The organism is Petrotoga sp. 8T1HF07.NaAc.6.1, assembly GCF_016772115.1.
In the GTDB taxonomy this organism is placed as follows: Bacteria; Thermotogota; Thermotogae; order Petrotogales; family Petrotogaceae; genus Petrotoga; species Petrotoga mobilis.
On the sequence record NZ_AUPG01000024.1, the window covers coordinates 1 to 14,643 of the forward strand.

Annotated in this window: 14 protein-coding genes and 2 rRNA genes; 2 read left to right on the top strand and 14 right to left on the bottom strand. The window is 35.4% G+C overall.

The features are described 5' to 3' along the window. The 12 genes from NAAC61_RS10045 to NAAC61_RS10100 form a co-directional block, all read right to left on the bottom strand. Nucleotides 1-1,102: HAMP domain-containing protein (locus tag NAAC61_RS10045; protein WP_202695952.1), on the bottom strand; the 1,102-nt coding region annotated here is incomplete at its 3' end. A gap of 35 nt (nucleotides 1,103-1,137) precedes the next feature. After that, nucleotides 1,138-1,845: an ABC transporter ATP-binding protein gene (locus NAAC61_RS10050; protein ID WP_012208348.1), complete on the bottom strand. Its 708-nt coding sequence runs from the start codon at nucleotides 1,843-1,845 to the stop codon at nucleotides 1,138-1,140. After that, on the bottom strand, nucleotides 1,845-2,561 hold the full coding sequence (locus tag NAAC61_RS10055) for an ABC transporter ATP-binding protein (protein WP_012208349.1): 717 nt from the start codon (nucleotides 2,559-2,561) through the stop codon (nucleotides 1,845-1,847). The genes NAAC61_RS10050 and NAAC61_RS10055 overlap by 1 nt, the downstream gene beginning before the upstream one ends. A 34-nt stretch (nucleotides 2,562-2,595) precedes the next feature. After that, nucleotides 2,596-3,462: a branched-chain amino acid ABC transporter permease gene (locus NAAC61_RS10060; RefSeq protein ID WP_237729880.1), complete on the bottom strand. Its 867-nt coding sequence runs from the start codon at nucleotides 3,460-3,462 to the stop codon at nucleotides 2,596-2,598. A gap of 52 nt (nucleotides 3,463-3,514) precedes the next feature. Further along, nucleotides 3,515-4,444: a branched-chain amino acid ABC transporter permease gene (locus NAAC61_RS10065; RefSeq protein ID WP_012208351.1), complete on the bottom strand. Its 930-nt coding sequence runs from the start codon at nucleotides 4,442-4,444 to the stop codon at nucleotides 3,515-3,517. 72 nt (nucleotides 4,445-4,516) lie between these two features. Further along, entirely contained in the window at nucleotides 4,517-5,746 is a 1,230-nt protein-coding gene (locus NAAC61_RS10070) for an ABC transporter substrate-binding protein (protein WP_012208352.1), read from the bottom strand. 5 nt (nucleotides 5,747-5,751) lie between these two features. Beyond that, nucleotides 5,752-6,963: an acetyl-CoA C-acetyltransferase gene (locus NAAC61_RS10075; protein WP_012208353.1), complete on the bottom strand. Its 1,212-nt coding sequence runs from the start codon at nucleotides 6,961-6,963 to the stop codon at nucleotides 5,752-5,754. A 91-nt stretch (nucleotides 6,964-7,054) separates the two neighbouring features. Then, nucleotides 7,055-8,371 carry an acetyl-CoA hydrolase/transferase family protein gene (locus tag NAAC61_RS10080; RefSeq protein WP_012208354.1) on the bottom strand — a complete coding sequence of 439 codons (1,317 nt, stop codon included), beginning with the start codon at nucleotides 8,369-8,371 and terminating at the stop codon, nucleotides 7,055-7,057. Between the two features lie 95 nt (nucleotides 8,372-8,466). Then, nucleotides 8,467-9,210 (bottom strand): 3-oxoacyl-[acyl-carrier-protein] reductase, encoded by a 744-nt coding sequence (fabG, locus tag NAAC61_RS10085; protein ID WP_202695953.1) that lies wholly within the window; start codon nucleotides 9,208-9,210, stop codon nucleotides 8,467-8,469. A gap of 34 nt (nucleotides 9,211-9,244) precedes the next feature. Next, nucleotides 9,245-10,246 carry a 3-oxoacyl-ACP synthase gene (locus NAAC61_RS10090; RefSeq protein ID WP_237729881.1) on the bottom strand — a complete coding sequence of 334 codons (1,002 nt, stop codon included), beginning with the start codon at nucleotides 10,244-10,246 and terminating at the stop codon, nucleotides 9,245-9,247. 154 nt (nucleotides 10,247-10,400) lie between these two features. After that, entirely contained in the window at nucleotides 10,401-11,285 is an 885-nt protein-coding gene (gene phaZ, locus NAAC61_RS10095; RefSeq protein ID WP_202695955.1) for an intracellular short-chain-length polyhydroxyalkanoate depolymerase, read from the bottom strand. A gap of 212 nt (nucleotides 11,286-11,497) precedes the next feature. Beyond that, nucleotides 11,498-12,262 carry a TIGR00266 family protein gene (locus tag NAAC61_RS10100; RefSeq protein ID WP_202695956.1) on the bottom strand — a complete coding sequence of 255 codons (765 nt, stop codon included), beginning with the start codon at nucleotides 12,260-12,262 and terminating at the stop codon, nucleotides 11,498-11,500. A gap of 328 nt (nucleotides 12,263-12,590) precedes the next feature. Between NAAC61_RS10100 and rimP the strand changes: the two genes are divergently transcribed. Then, nucleotides 12,591-13,064: a ribosome maturation factor RimP gene (gene rimP, locus NAAC61_RS10105; protein ID WP_202695957.1), complete on the top strand. Its 474-nt coding sequence runs from the start codon at nucleotides 12,591-12,593 to the stop codon at nucleotides 13,062-13,064. A gap of 29 nt (nucleotides 13,065-13,093) precedes the next feature. Next, nucleotides 13,094-14,119 carry a transcription termination factor NusA gene (gene nusA, locus NAAC61_RS10110; RefSeq protein WP_202695958.1) on the top strand — a complete coding sequence of 342 codons (1,026 nt, stop codon included), beginning with the start codon at nucleotides 13,094-13,096 and terminating at the stop codon, nucleotides 14,117-14,119. Nucleotides 14,120-14,251: 132 nt separating this feature from the next. On the opposite strand, the gene rrf is transcribed toward nusA, so the two are convergent. Together rrf and NAAC61_RS10120 are read right to left on the bottom strand one after the other, a co-directional pair. Continuing rightward, a 5S ribosomal RNA gene (gene rrf / locus NAAC61_RS10115) occupies nucleotides 14,252-14,364 on the bottom strand. 27 nt (nucleotides 14,365-14,391) lie between these two features. Next, nucleotides 14,392-14,643, bottom strand: a 23S ribosomal RNA gene (locus NAAC61_RS10120); the annotation flags it as partial.

The window sequence follows — 14,643 nt, forward strand, 5'->3', positions numbered from 1 at the left end:
CCGATGCCTGTTTTATTGACCCCATGGATCTTCTTAATTCTTTACTCATTTCTGATAGGGCGTTTGCCATCTGACCTATCTCGTCTTTGCTTTTACTTTCAAAGTTTACCGTTAGGTCTCCTTCTTTGAATTGGTTTATCTTGTTTTTGAAGTCTAACAGTGGTTTCGTTATACTCCTTATTAGATAGATGACCATGATTATCGATACTATGAAGGCTACTACGGTTAGGATGGCTGTCAAGGTTATTGCTTGATTGTTTTCTTCTATGAGTGATGGACCTAACGTGTCTTGCTGAACCTTTAATTTATTTCTTTGTTCTTCTAATAGGTTAAGTATCTCTACCCTTGCTTGTTCCATCTGCCCGATTATGGGTTGTTGGGATTCTATCGCTGTGACTATTTGATCAAAGGTGCTTTTGAATGAAGCAACTATATCGGTCAGTTTTGAAAAAGCATCATTTAATTCCTGATTAATTATGCTATATCCTAAAGTAGAAAGTTGCAAGTCTAAATTTTCGAACTCTTTAATTACGTTGTTCTTATCTCCATCCGATAAACTTGAGAAATATTGTGTAGACAAATCAATAATTGTGTTTTTGTACTGCAAAATTCTTTGTGAATATATAGGCAAAGAGGAAGAACCACCAACTTTTTGTGATAATTCTATAAAACCATTCATATTATTCTCTAATTCAGATCCCAGATTTAAAAATTCATCTATAAGGGCATCTTTTTCTTGGTTTAAAGTAACTAATTTATTGAAAAGGGATTCGTAATTAGTCAAATTTGATTGTAATTCTTCTAAGTTATAAGTTGAAAGATTAGATAAATCGTCTTTGACACTATCTATATAGCTAAAAAAATCACTGGCTTTTTGTTCTTCAAAACTATCGGTGTAATCTTTTAAGCTAATTGTAGCTTGAAAAAAGTTGAATTCAGCTTGAGAGAAAGAATTAACGTGATCGGCCATAAGTTTATATTCTTCTAAAGCGTTGTTTGAATTGATTAAAGAATATATATTGTATGAAATAGATAAACTAAACAAAAGAAAAGTAGTTATTATGATCAACGTTATTTTGCTTCCAATACTTTTAAAAGACATCTCAATCTCCTTCTTAAACTAATATTCTTGAGTATTTACACCCCAAGATAAGATTTTTGAATGTGTGGACTGTTAGCAAGATTCTGGACAACATCTTCCATAACAATCTTCCCATTTTCTAGCACGTAACCTCTATCAATAACTTTTAGCCCTTGTTTTACGTTCTGTTCTGCCAACATTATCGATACCCCAGATTTCTTAATCTCTACTAATTTTTGAAACAATTCTATTACAAGTGAAGGTTGTAATCCCAACGAAGGCTCATCAAGTATTAGCAATTTTGGATTTGCCATTAATGCTCTTCCGATAGCCAACATTCTTTGTTGACCGCCACTCATAGTCCCAGCTAATTGATGAATCCTTTCTTTTAATATTGGAAAAATTTCAAAAACAAAATCCAAATTTTCACTTATTCTATTCCTCGCATTTGGCACATAGGCTGCTCCCAATTTTAAATTTTCTTCAACGGTCATAAAAGGGAATAATTCTCTTTCCTGGGGAACCAAAGAAATCCCTTTTCTTATTATTTCATGAGTTTTAAATCCAATTAATGAATTCCCCTCAAAAATGAGTTCTCCTGTTTCTGGTTTTATTAAACCAACGATCGAACTGATTAAGGTAGTTTTACCAGCTCCATTGGGTCCAAATATGCCTACAGCTTCATTGTTATAAATTGACATCGTTAAGTCCCAGATTACTTGTATTCTTCCATATTTTAAATTCAAATTTTTGATTTCAAGCATCAGTCTTCCTCCCCTAAGTAGGCAGATATAACTTTAGGATCTTTTGAAACTTCCTGATAAACCCCTTGTGCTATAATTTTCCCAGATTCCAAAACTATTACTCTATCTGTTAACTCTTTTATTACACCCATTACATGTTCTATTATGGCTATCGTTATTCCATTTTCTCTAAGCTTTTTTACCAAGTCTATCATTTGCCATGTTTCATCGGAGTTTAACCCAGCCATTACTTCATCCAAAAATAAAACTTTTGGTTTGGAGGCTAAAGCCCGTCCTATTTCCACTTTTTTTAAGTCAAGAACAGTTAATTTATCTATAGGTTGGTTCCTATTTTCCAATTCCAAAAGATCGCATATTTCATTTGCCGTTTTCCTCGCTTGTATTAAATTCTCTCCAGCTCCAAACAAGGCACCAACCATAATATTTTCTAAGCCAGTAAACCCTTGCAATGGCCTTACAACTTGAAAGGTTCGAGAGAGTCCTATTCTGTTTCGAATATGTGGTGGATATTTTTCAATGTTCTGATTATCAAATATTATTTCACCTTCAGTGGGATAATGCATGCCAGCTATTAAATTAACAAAAGTGGTTTTCCCAGCACCATTCGGTCCAATAATACCTAAAATTTCTTTTTCTTCTATGCTCATTGTGACATCATTTACAGCTACTAATCCTCCAAATTTTTTTACTAAATTTCTTGTCGATACTATTTGCATAAAGTTCCCCTCCGTAGTATATATTCAAAATTAACTACTTACCAGATTGTATTTTGTTTTTTAAAGATCCAAATATTCCTTTTGGCAAGAACAGTATTATGAGAATTATGATTATTCCATAAATTATGAGATGACCATAGGGCATAATTAATTTTAAATATTCAGACGCAAATCCTAAAACAATTGCTCCAATAATTGGACCCCAGGTAGAATATATTCCTCCTACAAGCGCCATGGCCATAGGTAGTAAGAGAAAATCTAAAGAAAAGGTTGTTTCAGGAGAGACGAAACCGTATTGTTGAGAGTACACAGCCCCAGTTATCCCTTGAATAGCTGCTGTTATAATAAAGATAATTATCAGATATTTAAAAATATTGATACCAGTAGATTTAGCCACAACTTCATCTGTCCTTATTGAGTTGATAGCAAAATGAACCCTCGTTCGACTGAATATTTCAGAAACTAAAATTGTCGATAGAGCTAAAGTCAATATTAACCAATATATTTTTGATGAATCTCCTTGAAATATTATATTAGGTATAACCTTCCCACTTGCTCCACCGGTTAAACGTGGAGTATTCCTGATAATAACCGAAAAAACCGTTGTCAAGGCTAAGGTGGTGATTGCAAAATAAATTCCTCTCAATTTAAGAACCACAAATCCTAATGCCAAAGCTATCAGCGCCATAAAACCCCCGGCAAGAAATATGCTAAGTAAAGGGTTAATTCCAAAATTTGCAAAGGAAACTATCGATATATAAGCACCTACCCCGAAAAAACCTGCTACTCCAAAGGATAATTGACCCGTTCTCAACATCATATCCCAGCTCAAAGATAACGTCATATAAATTAAAATAGTCATAACGACATGAAGAAAATACGCTCCCGTATAAAAAGGCAAAAATATTAATAATCCTATTGCTATAACCAATATTAAAGGAGTTAAGATTTTTTCATGACTCTGACCCCCTGTATGCTCTAATTAATATTACTATAATTAACACTCCAAAAAAAACTAAATCAGACCAACCACTGTATCCAGGAATTGATTGAACAACTGCTTCAACTACTCCTAAAGTGATTCCACCAATTAAAATACCGTTTAAATTGCCCAATCCTGCCATAGCTGCTAAAGCAAAGGACTTTAAAGTATATGCATTTCCTGACAAGGGGAATATGGATGTCCTTGGCAACATTATACCCGCAGCAATACCTATAATTCCAAAAGCAATAGCAAAAACGATAAGATATACTTTGTTGGTATCTATACCTACAATTTCAGCTCCTTTTGGGTTTTGCCCAACTGCTCTTGTTGCTTGCCCTAAAAGTGTCTTTTTCAAAAAAAGTTGAAGAAAGATTAATACTCCAATTGCCACTATTGGGTATAGAAATTCATAAATACCAATAGAGAAATTTGATATTGTTATGGATGAAGAAGCATAAGGAGTATAAATATTTCTGGGACGGGTAGTCCAAATTATTTTTATAAGCTCTATAACTACCATAGAAATCCCAAACGTTAACAACAGTTGGTTCAGTTCCCCTGCTTTTAACACGTATCTTATTGAAATCTGATAAATCCCTATTGCTAATAAAAACATTAAAATAAATAATGGAAACACTGAAATAAGTGGGTCTAACCCTAATTGAGTGAAAAAAATATACCCTATGTATAAACCTAAAGTCAAAAAATCCCCATGAGCTAAGTTTAATATTCCAACGATTCCTAATATCAAAGCCAAAGGTAAACCAATTAAAGAATATAAACCACCGCGTTGAAGACCATAGATCAAAGGTATGGGTTTCCAAATAGCAATAATTACAAGGAAAACAAGAAACATTAAAAATGTTTTATTAAGTCGAAAATGCAGAGAATTCAACATAATCACCACCGTTTTTTTAATGAAAGGGGGAGGAATATCTTCCAACCCCCATATTTCAAAAATTTACTTTTACTATTTACCAAATGTGAAAGGATAAGCCATCGTTGCCGTTGCAAGATCTATAGGCCAAATAACTTCTTGTCTACCATTTTGCCATTGTAAAATTTTTTGATACTTGAATCCTTGATTTGGTATTATTCTGCTTGGTTCAATTTTCAACACTTCACCCAACGGCGATTCATATTCAATAGTTCTCAATGCAGAAATTATAGCTTCTTTATCCATGGTTCCTGCTTTTTTTATACCTTCAACCAAAAAATAAATATTAGTATATCCAAGGGGAGCAAAGTATGTTACCGGTTCTTCATCCCACATTTCAACGTAAGCATCATAAAAATGTTTAGCTACTGGACTTACATCATTTAAAGTTGGAGCCCACATCCCATAAAGAATAACATTCTCTGCTAAAGGATTTTTCCCAAAGTCCGCTGGCCAACCTGGAGGAGCTCCTACTAACAAGTCAGGTGTGAAATCCACTTCTTTTGCCTGGGCTACAATTGGTATAGCATCAGCGTCGTATCCCGCCCAAACAAAAAGGTCCGGATCAAAAGCCTTTGCTTGATTTAACATAGCTCTATAATCTCCCCCTCCTAGGGCGGCACTCTTGAATGAAGCTCCAGCAAATTCTTCCATTATTCCTTGCCATGGACCTTCTCCTTTTTTTGCTAACTCATAAAGATCTAAATAAGCTGTATATGAGTCCGTGCCGAAGGCTCCTTCTTCATACGCCAAAAAGATTTTTTTAATATCAACATTTGGATATGCCTGAACTATTTCTCTCCAACCTATCCCATAACCTTCGCCTTGTTGATAATCCCATGGGTGAAGATGGAAGTACCAGTCTGCATCTGGACCCATCGCTATTTCAATTTGATGGGAAGCTCCACCTGCCCAAACAGTTATTTTTTGGTATTTTTTAAGAATAGGCACTTGTGCTAAATGTACACCACTAGACATTCCACCAACAAAAAAATCTACTTTTTCAACGGTTGCTAATCTCTCGATCGCTGCAGCCCCTTTTGCTGGATTCATTTCATCATCTATAACTATAAGTTCCAGCGGTCTTCCCAAAACCCCACCGGCGTCGTTAATCTCTTTAACTGCTAACCTCATCGCCTTTGTACTTTGGTTGCCAGTTATATCTCCTAAAGGATTTACAGCGCCGATTTTAATAGGATCTACTGCCATCGCCAAAGAAAACATGACAACCAAAAAAAGAACCAATCCTATGTTTCTTTTCACCTTTCTCACCTCCATATATTTTTTACCACTAAAGCCGTCCCCATTCCTCCACCAATGCAAAGTGATGCCAGACCAAATTCGCTATTTCTCTTTTTCATCTCGTAAAGAAGCGTAACAACTATCCTATTTCCCGATGCTCCAATAGGATGTCCTAAAGCAATTGCACCACCATTCACATTGGTTCTTTCAAGAAACCAGTTTTTAGATTTCCCATAAATATCTCCTAATTCTGTTATCACCCCCAAAGACTGGGCAGCAAAAGCTTCGTTTAGTTCAATTAATTCCATATCTGTTATATCCATTTTGATCTTTTCTAAAAGGCCCTTTACAGCTGGAACTGGACCTAAACCCATGTATGCTGGGTCTACAGCGGCCTGATTGTAACCAACTAATTCTGCTATTGGTTTTAATCCGTATTTTTCAACAGCCCTTTCTGAGGCTAATAAGACAGCACTGGCACCGTCGTTTATTCCCGAAGCGTTTCCAGCTGTTACGGTTCCCTCTTTTACAAATGCAGGTTTAAGACTGGCTAACTTTTCTTTCGTTGTATCAAATCTTGTATGTTCGTCTTGGTCAAAAAGAACTGTTTCTTTTTTTCTTTTTACTTCGATTGGTATTATTTCATCTTTAAATTTCCCTGATTCTATGGCTCCTTTAGCTCTCATTTGACTCGTATATGCAAAATCGTCTTGCTCTTCACGAGAAATATTGTGTTTTTTTGCGATGTTTTCTGCAGTTACCCCCATATGATAGTTATTAAAAACATCGGTGAGCCCGTCTAGTATCATATGATCTTGAACTTCAAATGATCCAAATTTGTTTCCAAATCTACTTGTGGATGGCAAAAGATAAGGAGCTGTTGACATACTCTCCATTCCTGCCGCCACAACTAGGTCGGCGTCACCTGTTTTAATATCCGTGGCACCAATCATTATACTTTTCATGCCGCTTCCACATAACATATTAACAGCGTAGCCAGGCTTGTCTTCTGGAATCCCTGCATATATGGAGACTTGTCTTCCTGGGCCCATGCCTTGGCCTGCCATCAAAACATTTCCAACAATGACTTCATCAACATTTTCAGAATTTACTTGAGCTTCTTGTAGCACTTTTTTCACAACTTCAGCTCCCAATTTGGTTGCAGGTATATCTTTTAGGGTTCCACCAAAAGTACCGATGGCCGTCCTTTTTGCGGATATTATATAAACTTTACTCATTGTTTCTACCTCCCATATAGTCTTATCACTGTTTAGGTCCAACACCTTGCAGCAGCCTGTTTAGATTAAATGTGGTCCACAAGTCAAAGCTCTATATTAACCCCATCTTTATAGCTTCTTGTTCTAATTCTTTTCTAAAGTCTGGATGAGATATCGAAATCAATTTCTTAGCCCTTTCACCTGCGCTTCTACCTCTTAAGTGAGCTACTCCCCATTCTGTTACGACATAATCCAAATCCTGCCTTGGAACAGTAATTGGAGCTCCTTGTGGAAGTAGGGGGACTATCGTTGAAATGGTGCCTTTTTTTGCTGTGGATCGTAGGGCTATTATACCTTTCCCATTTTTACTTTTTATAGCCCCTCGATGTGTGTCCAATTGGCCCCCTGTTCCAGAAAACTGTTTGGTCCCTATTGCTTCTGAAACAACCTGACCGGTCAAATCTACTGAAATTGCTGTGTTTAAACTTACCATATTGTCATTTTGACAGACTACGTAAGGATCATTGACAAATCTCCCTCTAAGCTCAAGAATACCAGGATTATCGTCGATAAATTCATACATTCTCTTTGTCCCTAAGGCAAAAGCTATTACAAATTTCCCCTTCCAAAGGGTCTTCTTCATATTTGTTATTACACCTTTTTCAAAAAGATCTATCATTGATTCTGTAAGCATTTCAGTGTGAATTCCTAAATCTTTTTTTGTCTCAAGCAATTTTGCTACCGCGTTAGGTATTCCACCGATACCTATCTGCAAGGTTGAGCCGTCTTTTATGATATCTGCTATGTACTGAGCAATCTTTTTTTCTTCTTCTTTAGGTTCTGAAATAGCAATTTCAGGAATTTCCCAATTAGACTCAACAACAACATTTACATTGTTTATATGCCATTCGGTATCCCCATGAACATATGGCATTTTTTCATTGACCTCCATTATTACTATATCCGCGTTTTCTGCTAAATCTTTTTCATACACATTAGAGATACCTAAATTAAAGTATCCTGTTTTTTCTCGCATAGGGGTCGAAGTCCCCCAAAATACCAAGGTATTTCCTTCCTCTTTTTCAGCCATAACTTTATCTAACCCTGCCATGTGAAGATTATTGGGTATATAATCCAATATTTTTAATTTATCTTCATGTTTAGATTTTCTCGTAGGATCAGAATAGAACCATGTATGTAATTCGAAAGTTCCTTCATATTCTTTGTTCAAAAAGAACTCATAATATCCCGTATCTAAACAAGTTATCACTTTTATTTTTTCAAAATGATCTTTAAATTTATGAATACTTTTCAAAAAACCTTGGGCTTCAGCTGCAGCCATACTCACAACCACCGAAACTCTTTTCGGTAGGTTTAATATTGCATCGTCAATTGACATTAATTTTTGTTTATATTTTTCTTTCCACATTCTGAAAGTACCTCCTAAATCGTAAATTTTATACTATCGGACTCTACACTATATCCCTTTTAAAAATAAATTTATGTCTCTAATATTTATAAAGATTAAAGAACTGTTCCCCCGTTTACATCCAAAATATGACCCGTTACATAAGAAGCCTCATCAGAAGCTAAAAATAATACTGCATTCGCCACTTCTTCTGGTTCTCCCATTCTCCCTAAAGTTATCTTTGATTTTATGCTTTCTAATACCTTCTCTGGAATTTTTTCTGTCATTGGAGTTTTAATGAATCCAGGAGCAACGGCGTTAACTCTAATATTTGCACCTTTCCTCGCAAATTCTTTAGCCCAAGTATATGTCATTGAGATAACTCCACCTTTTGAAGCTGCATAGTTAGTTTGACCAACATTCCCTCTTTCACCCACGATTGAAGATATATTCACTATACTTCCTTTTCCATTTTCTAACATAAGATTTGAAACAAATTGTGTCATATTGAAAACACCTTTCAAATTTACTCCAATGACCTTATCCCAATCTTCTTCTTGCATCTTACCTATCAAAGCGTCCTTCGTTATACCAGCATTGTTAACAAGTACATCGATTCTTCCAAACTCTTCTTTTACTTTTCTCACAAATTCTTCTATAGCAGGCCTATCGGTTACATCCAACAGATAACCTCTCACATTTTCTCCTAATTGATTCTGCAACTGAGAAAGAATTTCTTGGTTCATGTCTAAAGCAAAAACAATCTTTGCTCCTTCTTCGGCAAACTTCTTAACGATACTTTCCCCTATGCCTCTGCCTCCACCTGTAACTACACAAACTTTGTCTTTCATTCTATCCATTAATATTCCACCTCACTTAAGTGATATTTTCTATTTAACCCCACTTTACGGTGGTTGCAGCCCAAACAAAACCTATACCTGCTCCCACCATAACAACGACGTCTCCAGGGTTGAGTTTTCCTTCCTTTAGAGCCAACTTCATAGAAAGCACCTGATCGTTTTGTCCAAGATGACCGTAATTTTCCAGATAAGTTGTTTGTTCTTCCTTCAAGCCTAATTCTTCCAAAACAGCCTTATGAGCAGATCTCTTAAAGTGAAGAATGGCTAAATATCCGATATCTTTTTCACTATAACCGGATTTTTTTAAAGAATCTCTGATTACTCCATAAAAGTTAGGCATGGTTTTTTCACTCAAATTTGCTTTAAATTTTTCGGACTCTCTTACAGTAAAGTAAAACTTATTTGCGTCTTCTGGCTTCATGGGCCATTTTTTGGTTCCTCCTACTTCTATTACACATTGCTCTGAAAAAGAACCATCCCCTCTAAAAGCAGATTCTAAAATCAAATTCTTGTTTAAATTCTTTCTTAATATCAAAGCTGCCCCTCCAGCCCCAATATCGAACATAAAAGAGGTTTCTGGAACTTCATAATTGATGAGATCACCATTTCTGTAACCACTTACAAGTAATACCGTGTTCAAATTATCATTATTCATCATAAGGGATTTTGCTGTCTCCATTCCTACCATCATCGATCCACACATTGCCTCCATATCAAAACCCCATGCACGAGTGGCTCCAATCTCATGAGCAACTTTTAAGCTGGCAAGCCAGCATGGATAATCTTTGTGTTGGCCACCATTCCATATGACTAAATCTATATCTTTTGGATCTATACCTGCGTCTTTGATAGCTTCCTTAGCCGCTTGAATACCCATATAACTCGTTGTATCCTCAGGACCAGGGATGGGTTTTTTTAAAATACCAAATTTTTCTTCTATCACCCATTGCGGAATATTCGTTCTCTTGGCTATCTCTTCAGCATAAATGTAATTATCAGGTATGTAAACCCCTAACCCCATTATTCCTACATTCATTCCATTTCCTCCTTTAAAATCTAACATTCAGTACCTTTAGAAACTCCAAACTTTCTTTAACTCTCTGTTACTTTTTTTAAGATCAAAATATTATTTGCCAAATTATTTTATTTACAAGTCTCAAAATATAACATATGAATCAGTTCTCACACAATTAAAAATTTTTTACAGCTTCTATCAATTGATCTAGATCATCTACTAATGGTGAATGCCCACAACTTTTTAGATAAATAAGTTTAGCGTTTTCTCCTATATCGTTTTTTATATCAAGAGCCATTTGTTCTGGAACTACTAAATCATTTTCTCCCCACAATATCAAAGTTGGGCATTTTATATTTTTGGCTCTACCGTCACCTTGCTTTATCCCGTTATAATCCTCACTTATATTAAAAGTTGCCAAGGCATAATCTACATCAACTAAATTCCTTTGAGTTAACATATCATCCAAATATTCTTCGTATTTTTGAGGTTCTGGCTTATGATGTGTGTATATAGTTGCTTCCCAAACTACTTTAAGAAAATTTTTGTCTTTATTGCTATATGCATTCAAAATGGGAATCACCTGAACAGGATCTTGAGCTATTTCTTCTTTAGTTTTCAAAAATTCACCTTTTATTGGCTTACCTTCTCCATCTTTTTTCAATATTGGATAACCTCTCGTTCCAACAGATTCCATTAATATTAATTTATCGACATACCTTGGATAATCCGCGGCGAAAATCATGCAAACTCCTCCACCCGTTGACCATCCCATAAGATCAAATTTTGACAAGCCCAATTTATCTACGAATAATTTTAAATCTTCCTCAAAACCGTCAAGAGAATCGATAGGATTGTTATAAGTTGAAATACCAAAGCCTCTTAGATCAGGGGCATAAATAGTGTAATCTGAATCAAAAGATTCCATAAAAACATCCCAATGCTTTGAGGAAGTCATATTTCCGTGGATCAAAAGCAAAGTCTTTTCTCCACCTTGTTTGTATCTATATCCCATAGTTTCACCATTTGGAAGTTCTACCTTTTTTAAAAGTATGTCCACTTTTAATCACTTCCCTTATAAATTTTAATAAGTGAATCATCTCTCACTATTAGTATATACATTTTTTACCTAAATTCCAAATTCAATTAACAATGATTATAGGTGATTAAAAGTAATTACACGTAATTAAACCCGATTAAGTAAAAAATTCTCATTTTTACTCTAACTTTGTAAATAAATTAATTTTATTTCGTTATTGGTATCTCCGTAATTCAAAATCTTCGATCATCGTTGAACAATCCGCCAATGAAGCCTCTGCTCATGTTTCTATTTTCTCCCTTGTTTTGATACTTTGCTGCAGCGTTTATTCTGTCTGCGAGTCTCGAAAACGGAAGACTTTGTAGATAAATAGTCCCTGGACCTTTGAGGGTTGCTATGAACAAACCTTCTCCACCAAAAAGTGCATTAGTAAAACCTCCTATAAACTGAACATCATAATTCACAGTTTTAGAAAAACCTACCACACAACCGGTATCTACTTTTAAAATTTCACCGGGTTGTAATTGCCTTTCGATTAAAGCCCCTCCAGCATGAATAAAAGCCATGCCATGTCCTTCTAATCTTTGAAGAATGAAGCCTTCTCCACCAAATAAACCTGTGCCTATCCTTTTAGTAAACTCTACTTCTATTTCTATCCCATTTGCTGCACATAAAAAACTATCCTTTTGGCATATAAAAGTCCCATTGAATTCTATTAAATCGATCGGTACAATCTTACCTGGATAAGGAGCTCCAAAAGCAACATGCCCTTTGCCTTCCCCATTTTGTACAAAGTTTGTTATAAAAAAACTTTCTCCAGTCATCATTCTTTTCAAGCCTCTGAAAAGACCTCCACCTGTGTTGGTTTGCATCACTATTCCTTCTTCCATATACATCATAGCACCAACTTCAGCCCTAATCCCTTCTCCTGGGTCAAGCTCAATTTCCACTAGTTGCATGTCATCACCATAGATTTTGTAATCTACCATATCAGCCATTTTCTAAATCCTCCTTAAATTCTAAAATTTGTTGTCTTTAGAAATTTTGAAAACTCGATATATAGCGCCCCTTAGCCCCGCTCCCATCCATAAGGAAGAGTAGAAGATTTTGCCCGTTCCCCCGCAGAGGTTTTAATTCTTTCATATTATAATTTATTTATATAGAAAATTAAAAATAGAATTTTTTAAATGGTCTTGATTTTTATTTTTTTTATGATATAATATTAATGATAACTAAAAGAAAATTAATTAACAAAATGAGTGCCGAGGCTTTTCGCCCTCGAGCTTTTTTATAAAAATATTTTTTGGAACGAGAGGGGTGAATACCATGTTAACCAACAAAGAAATTAAACAGTTAATATGGGAAAAAGCCGATAATGTTGCTTCTAAGTTGGGTCTTGAAATTTTTGATATTTTAATTAAAGGTAGTAATAAAAATAAAATTCTAGAGGTTGTGATCGATAAGGCAGACGGATACGTGTCCATAGGAGATTGTGAAAGGTTTTCCAAAGCCTTTGACCCTTGGCTAGACGAAATTGACCTCTTTGACAAGAGTTATGAGTTGGTAGTTAGTTCTCCTGGACTCGATAGAAAATTAAGAGGCAAAGCAGATTACGAAAGATTCAAAGGAAAATTAGCAAAATTTATTTTAAAAGGTAAAGAAAAGAAACACCCTGTATTAATTGGGTATATTGACGATATATTGGAAGATCAGATTAAAATTACTGAAAAAGATTCTGGAAAATTATTCAACATTGATTTAAACGAAATAGATAAAGCAAATTTAGAAATTGAATTGTAAAATTTGAAAGATATAGGAGGTGTAGAACATTGAATTTAAACCTATTAGAAGCTTTAGACGCCTTGGAAAGAGATAAAGGTATAAGTAGGGACTCGTTGGTCGATATTATAGCTAAATCTATTAAAAGTGCATACAAAAAAAATTATGGGGCAAAAAATGTTGAAATTGAAATTGATAAAAATCTAACAAAATTGAATGTTTATCAATTATGGAAAGTCGTTGAAAAAGTTGAAAACCCTAAAGAAGAAATTTCTTTGGAAGAAGCTAAAAAAATTAATCCAAAAATAGAAATAGGTGAAATGGTAAGAAAAAAGATTAATCTTAAAAAGGATTTTAGACGAGTTGCCGCTCAAACAGCCAAACAAGTCATACTTCAAAATTTGAAGGAACTAGAAAAGAAAAACTTGTTTGATAAATATGTAGCTTTAAAAAATAGAATTTCAACCGCCGAAATAATTAAAGTCAGTGATGAATATATTGACATTAGAATAGGAAAATTAGAGACCAAACTCCCTATGAAAGAGACAATTCCTGGAGAAACCTTTAAAAGCGGAGAACTTGTAAAAGTTTATATAAAAAACATTCAAAACACATCAAAAGGCCCAAAAATTATGGTTTCAAGAACTGTACCTGAACTCATTACAGAACTACTATCATCTATCGTACCCGAGATAGAAGAAGGGATCATAAAAATTGTAAAAATAGTCAGGGAACCCGGAATACGGACTAAAGTTGCTGTTGTTAGTTCCATGCCAGGAGTTGATCCTGTAGGTGCTTGTATCGGTGAAAAAGGCTCAAGAATTAGTGAGTTACTAAAAGAATTAAAAAATGAAAAAGTAGATATTATAGAATATTCAGAAGATCCTAAAATTTTTATAAAGCACGCTCTTGCCCCTGCTGAAGTAAAAAATATAATTCTTAACGAAGACGAAAGAACCGCTTTTGTTTACGTCCCTGAGAATCAACTTTCTTTAGCTGTGGGAAAGGGCGGTCAAACCGCTAGATTGGCAGCAAAAATTACCGGATGGAAAATTGATATACACTCATTGAAATAAGCACACAAATCGGGTGGGAGTGCGCATGCTGGGCGCACAAATAAAAATACCGCATCTAACTGACTGATGCGGTATTTTTTTAGGGGTGAGAAGATACAAATAAATCAAAATATATTACTTTTAAAAAAAGTGAGGGGGCGATACCTACTCTCACACGTCTTAGCGTACTACCATCGGCACGATACGGCTTAACCGTCAGGTTCGGTATGGTTCTGGGTGTTTCCCGTATCGTTTTCTTCACCCCCTATTACTCATTCACAAGTGCATAGAGTTTCGTCCAAAGCCTCGGGCTATTAGTACCGCTCGGCTCAATACTTCTCAGTACTTACACCTGCGGCCTATCTACGTCTTCTTCTCAGACTGCCCTTACCTCTTACGAGTGGGAAGCCTCTTGTTTGGGCCCGTTTCCCGCTTAGATGCTTTCAGCGGTTATCGGTTATATGTGTGGCTACTCAGCTCCTGCTATTTGCATAACAGCTGATTCACCAGGGACATACTCACTCCGGTCCTCTCGTACTAGGAGT